Annotated in this window: 17 protein-coding genes; 5 read left to right on the top strand and 12 right to left on the bottom strand. The window is 62.4% G+C overall.

All coding sequences use genetic code 11. The features are described 5' to 3' along the window. Nucleotides 1–62: 62 nt before the first annotated feature. The 7 genes from hflX to LG409_RS06770 all read right to left on the bottom strand — a co-directional run bounded on the left by hflX (nt 63) and on the right by LG409_RS06770 (nt 8,257). On the bottom strand, nt 63–1,373 hold the full coding sequence (gene hflX / locus LG409_RS06800) for a ribosome rescue GTPase HflX (RefSeq protein ID WP_227407906.1): 1,311 nt from the start codon (nt 1,371–1,373) through the stop codon (nt 63–65). A gap of 36 nt (nt 1,374–1,409) precedes the next feature. Continuing rightward, nucleotides 1,410–1,658 carry an RNA chaperone Hfq gene (hfq, locus tag LG409_RS06795; RefSeq protein WP_016913446.1) on the bottom strand — a complete coding sequence of 83 codons (249 nt, stop codon included), beginning with the start codon at nt 1,656–1,658 and terminating at the stop codon, nt 1,410–1,412. A 149-nt stretch (nt 1,659–1,807) separates the two neighbouring features. Further along, nucleotides 1,808–2,746 (bottom strand): tRNA (adenosine(37)-N6)-dimethylallyltransferase MiaA, encoded by a 939-nt coding sequence (miaA, locus tag LG409_RS06790; RefSeq protein WP_039177553.1) that lies wholly within the window; start codon nt 2,744–2,746, stop codon nt 1,808–1,810. Nucleotides 2,747–2,793: 47 nt separating this feature from the next. Continuing rightward, the gene (mutL, locus tag LG409_RS06785; protein WP_227408096.1) at nt 2,794–4,704 is read right to left on the bottom strand and encodes a DNA mismatch repair endonuclease MutL; all 1,911 of its coding nucleotides are present in this window, start codon (nt 4,702–4,704) and stop codon (nt 2,794–2,796) included. A gap of 78 nt (nt 4,705–4,782) precedes the next feature. Next, nucleotides 4,783–6,264 (bottom strand): N-acetylmuramoyl-L-alanine amidase, encoded by a 1,482-nt coding sequence (locus LG409_RS06780; RefSeq protein WP_446719092.1) that lies wholly within the window; start codon nt 6,262–6,264, stop codon nt 4,783–4,785. Further along, complete coding sequence (tsaE, locus tag LG409_RS06775; RefSeq protein ID WP_227407905.1) at nt 6,255–6,752, bottom strand: tRNA (adenosine(37)-N6)-threonylcarbamoyltransferase complex ATPase subunit type 1 TsaE; 498 nt, start codon at nt 6,750–6,752, stop codon at nt 6,255–6,257. The genes LG409_RS06780 and tsaE overlap by 10 nt, the downstream gene beginning before the upstream one ends. Before the next feature lie 11 nt (nt 6,753–6,763). Continuing rightward, nucleotides 6,764–8,257: an NAD(P)H-hydrate dehydratase gene (locus tag LG409_RS06770; protein ID WP_227407904.1), complete on the bottom strand. Its 1,494-nt coding sequence runs from the start codon at nt 8,255–8,257 to the stop codon at nt 6,764–6,766. Nucleotides 8,258–8,383: 126 nt separating this feature from the next. Here LG409_RS06770 and queG point away from each other — a divergent pair, with 126 nt between their 5' ends. Next, the gene (gene queG / locus LG409_RS06765; RefSeq protein WP_227407903.1) at nt 8,384–9,493 is read left to right on the top strand and encodes a tRNA epoxyqueuosine(34) reductase QueG; all 1,110 of its coding nucleotides are present in this window, start codon (nt 8,384–8,386) and stop codon (nt 9,491–9,493) included. 16 nt (nt 9,494–9,509) lie between these two features. Here queG and orn read toward each other — a convergent pair whose 3' ends face one another. Next, nucleotides 9,510–10,094: an oligoribonuclease gene (gene orn, locus LG409_RS06760; protein WP_227407902.1), complete on the bottom strand. Its 585-nt coding sequence runs from the start codon at nt 10,092–10,094 to the stop codon at nt 9,510–9,512. A gap of 146 nt (nt 10,095–10,240) precedes the next feature. Between orn and rsgA the strand changes: the two genes are divergently transcribed. From rsgA to asd, 3 genes are read left to right on the top strand one after another with little or no spacing between them, the layout of a single operon-like run. Next, nucleotides 10,241–11,266: a small ribosomal subunit biogenesis GTPase RsgA gene (rsgA, locus tag LG409_RS06755; protein WP_026001635.1), complete on the top strand. Its 1,026-nt coding sequence runs from the start codon at nt 10,241–10,243 to the stop codon at nt 11,264–11,266. A 53-nt stretch (nt 11,267–11,319) separates the two neighbouring features. Continuing rightward, a complete protein-coding gene (locus LG409_RS06750; RefSeq protein ID WP_227407901.1) occupies nt 11,320–12,159 on the top strand; it encodes a sulfurtransferase in 840 nt (279 codons plus the stop codon). Between the two features lie 52 nt (nt 12,160–12,211). Further along, nucleotides 12,212–13,054 (top strand): archaetidylserine decarboxylase, encoded by an 843-nt coding sequence (asd, locus tag LG409_RS06745; RefSeq protein ID WP_227407900.1) that lies wholly within the window; start codon nt 12,212–12,214, stop codon nt 13,052–13,054. Between the two features lie 22 nt (nt 13,055–13,076). Here the strand turns inward: asd and epmA are convergent, their stop codons facing one another. After that, on the bottom strand, nt 13,077–14,057 hold the full coding sequence (gene epmA, locus LG409_RS06740) for an EF-P lysine aminoacylase EpmA (protein ID WP_016913435.1): 981 nt from the start codon (nt 14,055–14,057) through the stop codon (nt 13,077–13,079). Nucleotides 14,058–14,127: 70 nt separating this feature from the next. Then, entirely contained in the window at nt 14,128–14,694 is a 567-nt protein-coding gene (gene efp, locus LG409_RS06735; protein WP_016913434.1) for an elongation factor P, read from the bottom strand. A 112-nt stretch (nt 14,695–14,806) separates the two neighbouring features. On the opposite strand from efp, the gene epmB reads away from it, so the two are divergent. After that, on the top strand, nt 14,807–15,829 hold the full coding sequence (gene epmB / locus LG409_RS06730; protein ID WP_227407899.1) for an EF-P beta-lysylation protein EpmB: 1,023 nt from the start codon (nt 14,807–14,809) through the stop codon (nt 15,827–15,829). Between the two features lie 21 nt (nt 15,830–15,850). Here epmB and LG409_RS06725 read toward each other — a convergent pair whose 3' ends face one another. Together LG409_RS06725 and LG409_RS06720 are read right to left on the bottom strand one after the other, a co-directional pair. Next, nucleotides 15,851–16,519, bottom strand: a complete 669-nt coding sequence (locus tag LG409_RS06725) for an SDR family oxidoreductase (protein ID WP_227407898.1) — start codon at nt 16,517–16,519, stop codon at nt 15,851–15,853. Nucleotides 16,520–16,545: 26 nt separating this feature from the next. Further along, nucleotides 16,546–17,316 (bottom strand): DeoR/GlpR family DNA-binding transcription regulator, encoded by a 771-nt coding sequence (locus tag LG409_RS06720; RefSeq protein WP_227407897.1) that lies wholly within the window; start codon nt 17,314–17,316, stop codon nt 16,546–16,548. Nucleotides 17,317–17,319 lie beyond the last annotated feature (3 nt).

Here is a 17,319-nt window from a genome sequence, read left to right as displayed (position 1 = left end):
TCTTGTACCATACTCCCACAACACTGCACCATGGGGCAGCTGGGGAGTCGGCACTTGAAGGGCTACCATTCGTCAGATTCGCGTAATGCTTCTGGTAAATAGGTATTGGCGCGCTCGCCCAGCTGCGCCATCAGCTGGTTGAAATCACGCCGCGGCAGGCGCACGTCCAGCACGGAGCGCCCCTGCTCGTCGAAACTCTCTTCGCGGACGGCATTCAGCTCATGCAGGCCAGCGCGCAGCCTGCCCTGCTCTGGCGCCAGGGTCAGCGAGAAACCGATCACGTCATTGGCCAGACGCTCTGACAGCGCTTCGTGCAACAGTTCCAGACCCAGCCCCTGCTGAGCAGATAGCCATACCACGCTCGGCACGCCATGACCGTCGTACTCGATGCGCGGTGCGCTATCCAGCTTGTCGATCTTGTTCATGACCTTGAGCACCGGCACGCTGTCGGCACCAATTTCCTTGAGCACCTCGTCCACCTGCGCCACGTTCAATTCGCGGTCCGGGTCGGCGGCGTCGATGACGTGGACCAGCAACGTGGCTTCGGAAGCCTCTTGCAGGGTCGCCTGGAACGCCTCCACCAGCTTGTGCGGCAGGTGACGGATGAAGCCTACGGTATCGGCCAGCACGACGGGGCCGACATCTTCTATTTCCAACCGTCTGAGCGTCGGATCCAGCGTCGCGAACAGCTGATCGGCGGCATAGACTTCAGCGCTGGTCAGCGCGTTGAATAGCGTCGACTTGCCAGCGTTGGTGTACCCCACCAGCGACACGCTGTGGATCTCGGCTCTGGCCCGAGCGCGGCGATTCTGCTCGCGCTGGCTGCGCACCTTGTCCAGACGCTTGTGGATGGACTTGATGCGGGCACGCAGCAATCGCCGATCGGTCTCCAGCTGTGTTTCGCCGGGACCGCGCAGGCCAATGCCGCCTTTTTGCCGCTCAAGGTGGGTCCATCCACGAATCAGACGGGTAGACATGTATTCGAGCTGGGCAAGCTCGACTTGCAGCTTGCCCTCATGAGTTCGTGCCCGCTGCGCAAAAATATCGAGAATCAGACCGGTGCGATCCAAGACACGACACTTGAGTTCCTTCTCAAGATTACGCTGCTGGGAAGGGCTTAAACTGTGGTTGAAGATCACCAGTTCCGCTTCATGGGCTGCGAGCATCGCCCGCAGCTCCTCCAGCTTCCCGCTCCCGATGAACGTTCGGGAATCGGGACGCTGGCGGCTAGCTGTGAGCAACGTCGCGGGCTCTGCACCGGCAGAGCGCACAAGCTCCAAGAACTCACCCGGGTCTTCTCGTGCCTGCTCATCATAGAAATCTACGTGAACAAGGACTGCCGTTTCACCGGCTTCAGGGCGTTCAAAAAACAATCAATACCTCGTGGACTCTCTTGCCATCCAGCCGTCTCAGATGTCAGCGTCAGCCGCTGAGGGATCCTGTGCTGGCAGGCGCACATTGCGCGAGGGCACGACGGTGGAAATGGCGTGTTTATAAACCATCTGACTGACGGTATTGCGCAACAAGATGACAAACTGGTCAAACGATTCAATCTGGCCCTGCAGCTTAATGCCGTTTACCAGGAAAATAGAGACCGGAATGCGCTCCTTGCGCAAAATATTCAGGTACGGGTCTTGAAGGGACTGCCCTTTGGACATGTTGCTCTCCCTAAACTGTCGTTGGGGTTGGTTATCAAATGGCGCGCCCTACTGGTGCTGCGCCGCAATCTTGTTGCCCGAAAGGCCTAGTGTCGATTCGAGCGCCAAAGGCCACTCTAAAACACTTGTTACGAAATCACTATCTTACGCTAAGCACCGCTTTCACGCACGAATTTCAGCAGCTTATCCAGCGTATCCGGCTGCTGCGTATCTATCCAGCGCAGCGCTGACCAGCTACGCAGCCACGTCAGCTGCCGCTTGGCCAGTTGACGTGTAGCGATCACTCCCCGGGACACCAGCTCGTCCCGGTCATACTCACCATCCAGATATTCCCATACTTGACGGTAGCCAACACTTTTCATCGAGGGCAAGCCCGCATGAATATCTTTACGCTTTTTGAGGGCGGCGACCTCATCAATCAAGCCCTCATCCAGCATGGCGTCAAATCGCTGGGCAATACGCCGGTGCAATACCGAGCGATCGAGCGGTGACAAGGCTATCGACAGCACCCGCCAGGGAAAGGTTTCCGCTTCCTGCTCAGCCCACAGTTCACTCATCGGCCTGCCACTGGCATGGAACACTTCCAGAGCACGCATCAGCCGCTGCGGGTCGTTGGGGTGAATGCGCGCCGCCGAGACCGGATCTACGCTGGCCAGTTCGCGATGCAGCGCTGCCAGCCCTTGCTCTGCCTGCATGGCCGCCAGCCGCTCACGAATGAGTGGGTCTGCGGCGGGCAGATTGGCCACCCCTTCCACCAGGCGCTTGAAGTAGAGCATGGTACCGCCCACCAACAGGGGGACTTTGCCTGCCGCGCTGATTTGCCGCATCTCGCGCAGCGCATCTTCACGAAAATCAGCGGCGGAATAGGGGTCTGCCGGGTCACGCAGGTCGATCAGCCGATGGGGGGCGCGGGCCAGCTCCGCAGCACTCGGTTTGGCGCTGCCGACATCCATGCCACGGTACACCATGGCCGAATCGACGCTGATCAGTTCGTGCCCCAGGGTTTCGTGCAGTGCAATGGCCGCATCGGTCTTGCCTGCCGCGGTAGGCCCCATCAAGAAAATCGCCAAAGGGCGCTGATCAACCATCGGTCTGGCCTGCTTCACGGAATAGGTTCATAGGGGGTGTCTCAAGGCTACTGGCCACGCAAGAACAGACGATCGAGCGCCTTCATGTTCATTTGCGTCCAGGTGGGGCGACCATGGTTACACTGGTCGCTACGCTCGGTGCGCTCCATGTCGCGCAGCAGCGCATTCATTTCATCCAGGGTCAGGCGGCGATTGGCGCGCACGCTGCCATGGCAAGCCATGGTGGAGAGCAGCTCGTGAATGCGCGCCTCTACCTGATGGGTGCGGCCAAAGCGCGACAGCTCCTCCAGCATTTCACGCACCAGTGCCTCGGGGTCTGCCTGGGCCAGCAGGGCTGGCAACTGGCGAACCAGCAGCGTTTCCGGCCCTGCCACGTCCAGCTCGATACCTAGCTGCGCAATGGCCTCGCGCTCGCTTTCGGCCGTCGCCACTTCGCTGCGGCTGGCGGCCAGCGACACCGGCACCAGCAGCGGCTGAGCATCGATCCCCTGCGCGGCAGACCACTGCTGCTTCATGCGCTCATAGACGATGCGCTCATGGGCTGCATGCATATCCACCAGCACCAGCCCCTGGGCGTTCTGAGCCAGAATATAAACACCATGCAGCTGACCCAGCGCGAACCCGAGCGGCGGCGCGGCCGTGGCATCCTCCTGGGGCATGACGGGCGGCGCCTCGCGCACCTGATGGACTTCAGGCATCGTGGCCGTTGGCGGGCTGGGCTGAGGCGACAGCAGCGTCTCTTCATGGTCGGGGTGAAGCGCCTGATAGCCCTGCATGAACCGCCGCACCCGCTCGGCTCCTGGGTGGCGACGCTCACTCTCCGCCAACGCCATGCCCTGCTGCTGCCAGCGTGGCGCCGGGGCCGCAGGCGGCTCGGCATCAGACGTAATCGACTCGGCTTGCGGGGCTTGGTCAGCCTCGGGCTCGGCACCTTCACTGGGCCGAGACACCGCCAGGCAGTGATGCAGGCTGGAGTAGAGAAAATCGTGCACCATGCGCCCATCGCGAAAGCGCACTTCATGCTTGGTGGGGTGAACGTTGACGTCCACCACGTCCGGGTCCAGCTCCAGGTAGAGCACGAAGACCGGATGCCGACCGTTGTAGAGCACGTCTCGGTAGGCCTGACGCACCGCGTGGGCCACCAGCCGGTCGCGCACGACGCGCCCATTGACGAAGAAGTACTGCTGGTCCGCCTGGGAGCGCGAGTGCGTCGGCAGGCCTACCCAGCCACTGAGCCTTAGCCCGCCGGCTTCCCGCTCGATGTAGCGGGCATGCTCGATGAAGTTCTTGCCCAGCAGCGAAGCGATGCGCCGCTCTCGCGCGGCGGCGGTATCGCCGGGCGGCAGTTGATGCACCACTTTCTGATTATGGCGCAGCACCCAGCCAATATCGTAACGCGACAAGGCCTGCCGGCGGAACGCCTCTTCCACATGGGCGAACTCGGTCTTCTCGGTGCGCAGGAACTTGCGTCTGGCTGGCGTATTGAAGAACAAATCACGCACCGCCACGCTGGTGCCACGCGGGTGCGGCGCAGGCGTCACTTTGGCCTCCATGCCACGCCCTTCCGCCACTACCCGCCACCCTTGGCGGGGATCGTCTTCAGCATTGGATACCAGCTCCAACCGGGAGACCGAGCTGATGGAGGCCAGCGCCTCCCCACGAAACCCCAGCGAACTGACGCCTTCGAGATCTTCCAGGCTGGTGATCTTGCTGGTGGCATGACGCGCCAGGGCCAGCGGCAGGTCCTGCTCGCCGATACCGATGCCGTCGTCGCGAATCTTGATCAAGCGGGCGCCGCCCTGCTCGATATCCACCTCGATACGCTGGCTACCCGCATCGATGGCGTTTTCAATCAACTCCTTGGCCACCGACGAAGGCCGCTCGACTACTTCTCCGGCCGCAATCTGGTTCGCCAGACGGGGGTCCAGTACCTGTATCCGCCCAGCGGCAGAAGTCAATTCAGCCAACCTTCACCTCACCTGTTTCCGTTGCTTCGTTTCCATAGCGCCGTTGTCTCGGCCTGCTCGTCATCCGTTTCAAGAGCTGGGAATGCGCAGCACCTGACCCACACGAATCACGTCGCCGTTCAGGTCATTGGCCTGCTTGAGCTGGTTCACCGGCACGCCGTGGCGAATCGCGATGGCCGACAAGGTATCGCCAGACTGGATACGGTATTCGTTGCCCGTGGGGCGGCGCTGATTGTCGCGCTGCCAGGCCAGCAGACTGGCCGGTGGCGGGTTGCTCTGAAAATGCTCGCGCAGGCCGCTGAAAATCGCCGTCGACAGGCCTTGCTGATGCACCGGGTCGCGTAGCCGTCGCTCTTCGTCGGGATTGGAAATGAAGCCCACCTCGATCAGCAGCGACGGAATGTCCGGCGACTTGAGTACCATGAAACCGGCCTGCTCCACGCGACTCTTGTGGAGTCGATTCACCCGACCCAACTGCTCCAGCACCTGCCCACCGATGGAGAGCGAGTCGTTGAGCGTGGCGGTCATGGTCAGGTCGAGCAGTACGCCACGCAGCACCTGGTCCTTGTCGCGCAGCGACAGACTGCCGTCGACGCCGCCTATCAGGTCGGCGCGGTTTTCGCTGTCGGCCAGCCACTGAGCGGTTTCCGAGGTGGCACCCCGCTGGGAAAGCGCATACACCGAGCTGCCTTGCGGCCGGGGGCTGGTGAAGGCATCCGCATGGATGGAGACGAAGAAATCGGCTTTCTGCTCTCGGGCCAGCTGGGTACGCTGGCGCAGGCCAAGATAGTAGTCACCGTCACGAATCAGCACGGCCTTGAAGCCTTCGGTTCGATTGACATCGGCGGCCAGGCGACGGGCTATCTCCAGTACCACGTCCTTCTCCCGAGTACCGGCAGGCCCGATGGCACCAGGGTCTTCCCCTCCGTGCCCGGCATCGATGGCGATGATGATGTCGCGGCGCGGGTGGGGCTGCGCAGGCTGAACCTCGACCGGCTGGGTGGGTGCTTCTGGCACCTCGGCCACCGCACTGGGCACATCTGCCTGCTGGGCCTGGGCACTACGCTGCGCCATGATCTCCTGGTCGCGGATCATCGCCTCGATGGGGTCGATGGGGTTTTCGACGGCACTTTCACCGGGGTACTCCAGATCCACCACCAGCCGATGACCGTACTGGTCGTTGGGCGGCAGGGTAAAATGACGCGGGGAAATATCGCGATTGAGCTCCAGCACCACGCGCAGGCCGCCACCATCTCGGGAGCCCGTGCGCACGGCGGAAATCGCGCTGCCCTCCAGGGGCAGCGTCGAGACATCGGTATCGAGCTGGCTGTCGTCGAGGTCGATGACCAGCCGCGCCGGATTGTCCAGGGTAAACACATTAGCCTGCGCAGCGGCGGTCAAATCGAACACCAGCCGCGCATGATCGGGGGCCGCCCACAGGCGCATGCTCTCGATGGTCGCCGCCTGCAACGATGCACCGCTCATCAAGAGCAGCGCGCACCCGGTAGCCAGCCTGCCGGCCCAGGCAGCCAATGACTGTCTCATGTCCATTGAACCACACCACACTCCTGTTGCTGTTCAGCCGACAGCGTTTCGAGCTGAGCCAACACCGCAACTCCATGCGGCGTCTCGGCACTTAATGACAGCAGGCGGCCGGGTGACGCCACCTGCAAGCGTATCCACAGATCGGGCGCGGGCAGCCAGCCAGCGCCCTGACTGGGCCACTCCACCAGGCACAAGGCCTGGTCGGACAGCACCTCTCGGCCGCCGATGAACTCCAGCTCTTCCGGGTCGGCAAGGCGGTAAAGATCCAGGTGATAAATCCGCTGCTCGCCTAGCTCGTAAGGCTCTACCAGGGTATACGTGGGACTTTTGACCGCCCCCTGATAACCATAGGCACGCAAGATGCCTCGCGTCAGCGTCGTCTTGCCTGCCCCCAGGTCGCCTTCGAGATACACTCGCCCGCGACCTTCCAGCGCCTTGCCCAGCGCTTCTCCAAAGGCAACGTGGGCCATTTCGTCACTTGATTGCACCTGCATGTGGGCTGCCTTCACGGGTTGATAAACGCTCGTGCATAGGATGCCAGATCACTTGCCAACAGGCCACGCTCTCCGCTGGCTTTCGCGGCGGCATCGCCCGCCAGGCCGTGTACCATCACGCCCAGCCAGGCGCTCCACTCCAGGCGATCATGCTGGCCTGCCAAGGCTCCCAGCATGCCGCTCAGCACGTCACCCATGCCGCCGCTGGCCATGCCGGGATTCCCGTATGGGCATACCACCAGCCCACTGGGGCCGACGATCAGGCTGCCTGCCCCTTTCAAGATCACCACGCCGCCACGGGCACGCTGCAAGGCCCGCGCCGCCTCAGGGCGATCCGCCTGTACCTCGGCCACCGTGCACCCCAGCAGTCGCGCGGCTTCCCCCGGATGCGGGGTCAGTATCCAGTCATCGCGGCGCACGTCAGGCCAGCGGCTGGCCAGCAGGTTCAGGGCATCGGCATCCACCACCAACGGCGTCGCCCCCTGCAGTGCACTTTGCAACAGCGCCTGCCCCCAGGCGCCCTGCCCCAGGCCTGGGCCAATCACCACCACATCGGCGGTGTCCGGCAGTCCGACGGCCTCCGCCCCGCCACGCACGGCTCGGGCCATGACTTCCGGGCAGCGCACCAAACTGGCGGTAATGTGCTCCTCGGCCGTCGCCAGGGTGACCTTGCCCGCGCCTAGCCGCGCCGCGGCCTGGGCGGCCAGCAAGGCGGCTCCACCAAAGCCGGGCGCGCCGCCCATGACCAGCACATGCCCCAGATTGCCCTTGTGGCTGATCCGCGAACGCGGTGCAAAGGCGTCGGCCAGCAGCGCTTCATCCAGTCGCCAGGCCGTGGGCGGAATATCGAAAAAGGCCTGAGCCTTCACGCCCAGCGGGCGAAAATCGATCTCGCCGGTATAGGCAGGCGCGTCGCCGGTATGCAGCCCGACCTTGTCGCCAATGAAGGTAACGGTGCCATCCGCCACCACCGCACTGCCCAGCACGGCCCCGCTATCCGCCGACAGACCCGAGGGGATGTCCAGCGCCAGCACTGGCTGGTGCGCACCATTGATGGCCTCGATGGCCTGGCGGATGTTGCCCTGGGGCTCACCGGCAAGCCCGGTACCCAGCAGGGCATCGACGATCACTTCCCCCACCAGCGTCGTGGCGGGCTGCCACTCGTCGAATCCCACCCCGGCGGCCGATGCCAGCCCTGCCGCCTTGGCAACGTCCCCCGTGAGCGCTTCCAGGGGTTTGGTCGAAAGCCGCTGAACCTTGAGCCCTGCCTGCATGGCCAGGGCCGCCAGCACGTGGCCATCGCCCCCGTTGTTGCCGCTTCCACACAGCACCGTGACGCTGCGGGCCTGAGGCCAGCGCGAGCGAAAACTGTGCCAGGCACTGGAAGCCGCGCGCTGCATCAGCGCGAAGCTGTCGATGCCACTGGCAATGGTGCGTCGATCCAGCTCACGCACCTGGGCCGCCTTGTACAAAGGGCGTAGCGATGAGGTACTCAGTGTGGACACGGTCTCTCCTTAGCGGTTGCCATGTGCCGGGGCGCTGCCGTCGTGGTGACACGGCAGCACCGTGCATGTCGTATGAAAGCGTAATGGGTTAGCATAGCGCGCCTGTCGCGCCAACGTTGATCAACCATGCCACCTTCCTCTGATTTTTCACTCTCTGCCGAGCAACTCCAGCAACTCGCCGAGCGGATCAAGCGCTGGGGGCGCGAGCTGGGCTTTCAGCAGGTCGGCATCACCGATACCGATCTTGCCGTCCACGAGCGCCATCTCGAGCGCTGGCTGGAACAGGGCTACCACGGCGACATGGGCTTCATGGCCAAGCACGGCACCAAGCGCACCCGCCCGGCCGAGCTGGAACCCGGCACACAGCGGGTGATCAGCGTGCGCATGGACTACCTGCCCGCCGACGTTGCCACCACCAAAGTACTGGGGCAGCCCCAGCGTGCCTATGTATCGCGCTATGCCCTGGGGCGCGACTACCACAAACTGATGCGCAAACGGCTGGCCCAGCTGGCACGGCAGATCGAGCAAGAGGTAGGCGCCTTTGGCTTTCGCGCTTTCGTCGACTCGGCCCCGGTCATGGAGCGTGCCCTGGCCCAGAAGGCAGGGCTTGGCTGGTTTGGCAAGAACGCCATGCTGCTCAACCCCCAGGCTGGCTCGCTGTTCTTTCTCGGCGAGCTGTATACCGACCTGCCCCTGCCCGTGGACCCGCCCTTCGAGCGAGAGCACTGCGGCAGCTGCAGCGCCTGCCGCACGGCCTGCCCCACCGGCGCCATCGTCGATGACAAGGTCGTCGATTCGCGCAAATGCGTCTCCTACCTGACCATCGAACTGCACGGCGCGATCCCCGTGGAGTACCGCCGGGCCATGGGCAACCGTGTCTATGGGTGCGATGACTGCCAGCTGGTCTGCCCGTTTACCCGCTTCACACGCCCGACCCAGGAGCAGGATTTTGCTCCGCGTCACGATCTCGACCGCGCCTCGCTCGTCACTCTGTTCGGCTGGAGCGAGGCGGAGTTTCTCGACAAGACCGCCGGGAGCCCGATACGCCGCATCGGCTACGAGCGCTGGCTACGCAACCTGGCGGTGGGCCTGGGCAATGCGCCCTGGAGCCGTGACGTCGAAGCCGCCCTGTGGGCACGCCGCGCCTACCCCAGCGCGCTGGTCCGCGAGCACGTGGTCTGGGCACTGGCAGAGCAGCACCAGAAGCGTGGAGCGCGCATCGCGACGCAAGGCTGAAAAACGTCAGCGCGGATCAACGCTGCTCGTCGCTGCCGGGCGCCACGCGCAGGAAGGTGCTGCGATAGTGGGCAAGCTCGGCAATCGACTCCTTGATGTCGTCCATCGCCAAATGCACGTTGCGCTTCTTGAACCCTTCCAGCGCGCTCGGGTTCCAGCGCTTGGCCAGTTCCTTGACGCTGGACACATCCAGGTTGCGGTAGTGGAAGAAGCTCCACAGGGCGGGCATCTCGCGCTCCAGAAAGCGGCGATCCTGATGGATGCTGTTGCCGCACATGGGCGATGTGCCGGGCACCACGTAGCGGCTCAAAAACGCCAGCGTCTGCTGCTCGGCCTCTTCGGTACTCACCTGGCTGGCCTTGACCCGCGCCACGAGCCCCGACTCACCGTGGGTTTTCTGGTTCCACTCATCCATGGCGGCCAGCAGGCTGTCCGGCTGCTTGACGGCAATCACCGGCCCTTCGGCCACCACGTTGAGATGCGCATCGGTGATCAGCGTGGCCACTTCGATGATGCGCTCCTTGTCCGGCTCCAGGCCGGTCATCTCCAGATCGATCCATACCAGCAGGTCGCTGCGCGGGGTGACGGCTTGCTCACTCATTCGTCTCATTCCTTGGCCAAAGTCGCTCCAACACGAGCGATGTGCATAAAAGTGTCGCTTATATTGCCTTGCACCGCACCCCGTAGGGGACAGTGGGTGGCTCAGGTGGTTACAATGCCTGCCATTGTAACGATCTTCGGGTGGTCATGAGCAAACGTAAATTAAGCCGTCAGCAGCAGTGGCGCGTCGAAAAAATCCAGGCCGAGCGCGCTCAGCGGGCGGAAAAACGCGACGCGCGGGATGCCGAAAAACTCTCCGCCGGGGAGTATGGTCCCGAACAGCCAGGCCGTGTGATGGCCCACTTCGGCCGCACCCTGGAAGTCCGCGATGCCGACGGCACCCCGGTACGCTGCCATCTGCGCGCCAACCTGGAAGGGCTGGTGACCGGCGACCGGGTGATCTGGCGAGCGGGTCAGGATGGCTCTGGCGTCGTGGTGGCCCGGGAGGAGCGCGACACTATCCTCAAACGCCCGGATGCCAGAGGGCAGCTCAAGCCGGTTGCCGCCAACATCGACCAGCTGCTGATCGTCTTTGCGGTGGAGCCTGCGCCGCACCCCAACCTGATCGACCGCTACCTGGTCGCCGCCGAGGCCACCGGCATCACGCCCGTACTGGTGCTCAACAAGACCGACCTGCTGCCGGAAGGCGGTGGCGAACTCGGCCAACTGCTGGAGCGTTACCGCCAACTGGGCTATCGGGTGGTGCGTACCACCACGGCCAACCCTGACGGCCTGAACGCCCTGCGTCAGCAGCTGGAGGGCCGTACCTCGGTGTTCGTCGGCCAGAGCGGGGTAGGCAAATCCTCGCTGATCGATCTGCTGCTGCCGGACGAGACCCTGCGCATCGGCGCCCTCTCGGAAGATTCGCGCAAGGGCACTCATACCACCACCACCGCCAGGCTCTACGCCATGCGCAGCGACGAAGTGCACGACGGCGAGCTGATCGACTCCCCCGGCATCCGCGAATTCGGGCTGGTGCACCTCGATGAACAGGAAGTGACCAACGGCTTCATCGAGTTTCACCCCTACCTGGGCCAATGCCGCTTCAGGGATTGCCGCCATCGCAATGAGCCCGGCTGTGCTTTACTGAATGCCGTCGAGGCGGGCAAGATTCACCCAGAGCGCTTTACCAGCTACCGACGCATACTGGATAGCCTGAACACCCAGGCCTGACGGCTGACGCCGATGGCTCAGATTACTTTCATTGCAGGGACAGGGAGCCGACCATGACCAACAGCCACTCTTCCGAAACCAACGTGCTGCCACTGATCGTCGAACCAGAACAGCTCGTCGAGCATCTGGGCGACCCTCAGCTCTTGATCGTCGATGTGCCACTGAATGGCGACAGCTACCGGCAGGGGCACGTGCCCGGCGCCATTTACCTCGACTACCGCTATCTGATGCGCGGCGAGGGCCCGGTCCCCAACGACGTGCCTTCCGTGGCATTTCTCTCGCAGCTGTTCAGCGCCATGGGCCTGACCCGTGATACCCACGTGGTGGCCTACGATGACGAGGGTGGCGGCTGGGCCGCTCGCCTGCTGTGGACGCTGGAGCTGATTGGCCATACCCGCTACTCCTACCTGAATGGCGGCATTCATGCGTGGCGCGACGCGGGCCTCGAAGAGAGCACCGAGCCCACGGCCCCCACGCCCAGTGACTATCAGGCCGACATTCTCAATCCTCAGGCCGCCATCAGCCGCGACGAGATTCTCGACAAGCTGAACGACAAGCAGTTCGCCATCTGGGATGCCCGTTCGAAGGCCGAGTACGACGGTGAGCGTGGCAACAACAAGCACCTGGGCCACATTCCCGGCGCGGTGAACATGGATTGGGTAGACGCCATGGATCGTCAACGCGCGCTGCGCATTCGCGACTACGCCGAACTGATCACCGAACTGGGCGCGCTGGGCCTGACACCGGACATGGAGATCGCCACCCACTGCCAAAGCCACCACCGCAGCAGCTTTACCTGGCTGGTGGGCAAGGCCCTGGGCTTCAACATTCGTGGCTACGCGGGCTCCTGGGGCGAATGGGGCAATCGCAACGATACCCCCATCGAACGCTGATGCCTGCCATGCGCCAACGACACTCAACCGACATCGAGACAAAGACACCACTGTGACCGTTTCTCAAAAAGCCTTTTCGCTACTGCAGTACCCACTGCCCCATCACGCGCTTTCCCGGCTGACGGGCAAGGTCGCCGCGTGCGATCAACCACGGGTCAAGAACGCCGTCATCAAGGCGTTCATCAAACGCTTCGACGTGGACATGAGCCAGGCACTGGAACCGGACCCTACCGCCTACGCCACGTTCAACGACTTCTTCACCCGGGCGCTGAAGCCCGATGCCCGCCCCCTGGGCGACGGCATTCTCAGCCCGGCCGACGGCACCCTTTCGCAGTTTGGCCGCCTGTGCGCAGGCGACATCGTGCAAGCCAAGGGGCATCGCTATTCGGTGTATACATTGCTGGGGGGGGACGATGCGCTGGCCCAGGAGTTCATGGCAGGCAGCTTTGCCACCGTGTACCTCTCCCCACGGGATTACCATCGCGTGCACATGCCGGTGACCGGCACATTGCGCGAAATGATCTACGTGCCGGGGCGGCTGTTCTCCGTCAATCAGGCCACCGCCAACTACGTGCCTGGCCTGTTTGCGCGCAATGAGCGTCTGGTCTGTATCTTCGATACCGAGCACGGCCCGATGGCCATGGTGCTGGTGGGTGCCATGATCGTGGCCGCCATCGAGACCGTCTGGGCAGGCCAGGTGACCCCGCTGGCGGGCACGCCCCAGCGGATGGTCTTCGGCCAGCCCATCGTGATCGAAAAAGGCGCCGAGATGGGCCGCTTCAAGCTGGGCTCCACGGTGGTCACCTGCTTCGCCAAGCCGATCACCTTTGCCGAGCATGAGCTGGGCGCCAAGGTGGCCATGGGCCAATCCCTGGCAACACCGCAGGCGTCATAGCCAGCGCCCGGCACGGCCAACCTCAACAGGCAGGGGTAGCAAACGCCAGTACTTCCTCCAGCTTCCCCTTGCCCAAGGCCTGCTGTATCAACCGGTCGATGCCCAGCGCGACACCGGAGGCAGCAGGCATTCCATGGGCCAGCGCGGCCAGCAGCCGCTCGTCCACGTCCACTTCGCTCAGCCCCAACCGACGACGCTCCTCGTTATCGCGGGCAAACCGCTGACGCTGTTCGTCGGCATCGGTCAGCTCATGGTAGCCGTTCGCCAGCTCGACCCCGTTCAGATAGAGCTCGAACCGCGACGCCACCCACTCCCCATCGCTATCCTGATGGCGCTGCGCGAGTGCCGCCTGGCTGGCCGGATAATCCACCACCACGCTCAGCTCCTGCTGGCCCAGGCGCGGCTCGATGACCATGCCCATGAGCAGATCGAGGCACGTATCACGCCCCTCCTCGGCCAGCGCCTTGGCGGGCATGCTGCCCCGCTCGGCCGCCACCAGACGCAAGGTGTCCAGCGACGTGGTGAAAGGGTCCACTTCCAGATGCGTATGAAACAGCTCACGGTAGCGGTAGTGCACCACCGGCCCAGGAGCATTGGGCATCACATGGGCGACCAGCGCCGTGGTCTCTTCGATCAGCTGGGCGAGCGAATAGCCCGGCTGATACCACTCCAGCATGGTGAATTCGATATTGTGCCGCGACCCCACCTCTCCATCACGAAAGCTCCGAGCCAGCTGAAAGATCGGCCCGCTTCCCGCCGCCAAAAGCCGCTTCATGTGAAATTCCGGCGAGGTTTGTAGCCACAGCTTGCGCTGGCCCTTGTCCGTGCGTGCCCGCGTCGCCAGCGACACGAGGTTGACATCGGTACTGCCCCCTTGCCCGAGGACGGGGGTCTCTACTTCCATGACATCGCGTGATACGAAAAAATGGCGCACTGCCGCAAGCAGGCGCGCACGCTCACGTAGCGTCTCCATGGAGGCTGTTGGCTGCCAACTGGCCGTCATTCCCTTCTCCCTGACAACATAAAGCCACGCAGAGTGCGTGGCTTTGCTTACCGCTTGCAAGTGACGCCGATCAAGCGCGTGATACGTACTCACCGGAGCGGGTGTCGATCTTCAACACTTCGCCCTGGTTGATGAACAGCGGTACGCGTACCACGGCACCCGAGGAAAGCGTAGCAGGCTTTGAGCCGCCCTGAGCAGTATCGCCTTTCAGGCCGGGGTCGGTTTCGACGACTTCCAGCTCGATGAAGTTGGGCGGCGTGACCGAGATCGCCTTGTCGTTCCACAGCGTCAGGGTGTAGGGCACCTGCTCCTTGAGCCACTTTTCGGTCTCGCCCAGTGCTTTTTTCTCTACCGCGTACTGCTCGAAAGAGCCGTCGGTCTTCATGAAGTGCCACATGTCACCGTCGGTGTAGAGGTACTCCATCTCCAGATCCATGACGTCAGCGCCTTCCAGCGAGTCACCAGACTTGAACGTGCGCTCACCGACACGGCCAGTCATCAGGTTTCGCAGCTTGACGCGGTTGAACGCTTGACCCTTGCCAGGCTTGACCAGCTCGTTCTCGACGATCGAACAAGGATCGCCATCGAGCATTACTTTCAAACCCGCTTTGAATTCATTGGTAGAATAGTTCGCCATACTGCCTCTCAATGGTTCTATGGTGTGTTTCAGTCGGTGACGCGCGCAGCCCTGCTTCGCCGTCGTTAACCTTGTAGCCAAGTGCGCGCATGATAACCCGAAGGAGGGCTTTTTGCAGGAGAACATCATCATTGCCGGTCACTCGATATCCGACGAGGCGCCCGCCTCCTGGCAACGGCAACTATCCCGCGCCATTCGCGACCCGCAAACCCTCTGCCAACGCCTTGGCCTGGACGCCCAGTGGCAGCAAGAAGCCCAGGCGGGGCATCGCCTGTTCGATATCTGCGTGCCCGAGGCGTACCTGTCACGCATCGCGCCCAACGACCCCAGCGACCCGCTGCTGCGCCAGGTCCTGCCGCTGGCCGAAGAAGCCCTGTCGCCGCCTGGCTATGTCACTGACCCACTGGAAGAAGCCGAGCACCGCCCGGCCAAAGGCCTGATCCATAAATACACCAACCGCGTGCTGTTGATCGCCAGCCCGGCCTGCGCCATCAACTGCCGCTACTGCTTTCGCCGCCACTTTCCCTACCAGGAGCACGCGCCTTCGCGAGCCCAGTGGCAGGAGGCCCTTGGCTATATCCGCCAGGACAGCGCCATTCGGGAAGTGATTCTCTCCGGCGGCGACCCGCTGGCCGCCAACGACAGGCAATTGAGCTGGCTGGTCGCGCAGCTGGAAGAGATTCCCCACCTGCAGCGACTGCGGCTGCATACGCGCCTGCCGGTGGTCATCCCGGACCGGGTGGATGACCATCTGCTGGGCTGGCTTGGCAACACCCGGCTGCAAAAGGTAATGGTGCTGCACATCAACCACGCCAACGAGATCGACCAGGCCGTGGTCGCAGCCTGCGCGCGCCTCAAACAGGCGGGCGTCACGCTGCTCAATCAGAGCGTCCTGCTGCGCGACATCAACGATGACGTCACGACCCTGACCACGCTCTCCGAACGACTGTTCGAGGCGGGGATACTGCCCTATTACCTGCACGCCTTCGACCCCGTACAAGGCGCAGCCCACTACGACGTCACCGACGAACGCGCCAAAGCGCTGGTCCAGCAGTTGCTCGAACACCTGCCCGGCTTCCTGATGCCCAGGCTGGTGCGAGAAGTACCGGGCAGGATGAGCAAGACGCCGCTGTGAATGAGGAATGTATAAGACTACTTAGAGGGAACTGCCCGCGCAAACGGTTAACGTTTGCCCCGTGATAGAACGAGCAGAGTCGCCGAGTAAAAATGCAGTAATCGCTGCTATTTCTTCTGGCTCGATAAAACGCCCCATTGGAGGTAGTCTTGGCGCCACCCCCTCTCGCTTTGGATCAGCCAGCATCGGGGTACGTGTGGCACCTGGAGCAACCAAGTTAACCGTTGTTTGATGCTCTACAAGCTCCATTGCCCATGAGCGTATCAAGCCCTGCTGAGCCGCTTTAGATGCCGCATAGGCGCTTTTACCTAATGCCCCCTGCTGTGTCCGGCTTCCAACCAAAATGATGCGTTTTAAAGGCGCCTGCTCAATCATCAACTGCCGAACGAGTAGGGCTGGCACCTCGACGTGGAGTTTCCACATCTGCTGGGCCAAATCATGGTCAAAGGCTTGGAGCTCACCTGTATGCATGACTCCTGCAGCATGCACAAAGGCGTCAAAACATCTCGACTCAAGCTCCATTCGAGTCGAGTGAAGCGCATTCAAGTCGGCAGCAACCCAATGAAACAATTCACTATCGATGGGAGGTAAACGTCTAGAAATACCAGTAACTTTGAACCGTTGGTCAAGCAGATGCCGACAAATGGCCAAACCTATACCTGAGCTACACCCAGTAACTAACACATGCATGGATTGACTCCCTACTTCAGCCATAACTAAAGTTTGATCACCTCAAGCGTCACCGCTCGGCGACGCTTGAACGCCTCAAGTCTGTCTTCTCCTGCCTGGTCATCCGTAATCAACGTCCATTGGCTCAACATCGGTGTCCAGTGTTGCTGTCGCGCGCTACCCAGCTTGCTCGAATCGGCTAGCACATAAACGCTAAGGGCTCGTCGAATCATTATCTCTTTGAGATAAGCTTGCTCAGCGCTCGCCTCACACAGACCAAGATCTGCCACGACTCCATCAGCGCTCATAAACAGCTTATTGACTGATAATCGCTCAAGCGCCGCTTGAGCAGTCACACCATAGGTCGTCATACTAGACACACGAAGGTCTCCACCCAGAAAGCTAACCTTGCAATCCCTGATAGCAGCCAAAGCGGGCAATGCGGCAAGGTTGTTGGTGAATACGTGGAGCCCACGGCGCTGACCAAGCAGCTTGGCCAGCGCTGTGGTGGTGGAACCGCCTTCTAGCAGTAGCGTATCGCCATCCTCAATATGTTCGAGCGCTGCAAGCGCTAAGCGTGCTTTGACATCTCCCCTCTCGTGCTGCCGTTGCATAAGTGACAGCTCCGGCTCGCGCTTGCCCACCACAGCCGCTGCGCCACCATAAGTCCGAACGATGTGGCCCTCGTCGGCCAGTGACGATAGATCTCTTCGGACAGTAGCTTCAGAAATGTTGAACCGTTCGCATAGGGTCTCGACATCAGTAATGCCGCTATGAACCGCTTCCAGCATGGCACTGCGACGTTTAGCAACTTTCATTGA

Origin of the sequence: Halomonas sp. NyZ770, from assembly GCF_020616575.1 — a bacterium.
GTDB lineage: Bacteria > Pseudomonadota > Gammaproteobacteria > Pseudomonadales > Halomonadaceae > Vreelandella > Vreelandella hamiltonii.
The sequence above is the reverse complement of the archived record's forward strand: the minus strand, read 5'-3'. Positions and strand labels throughout refer to the sequence as shown.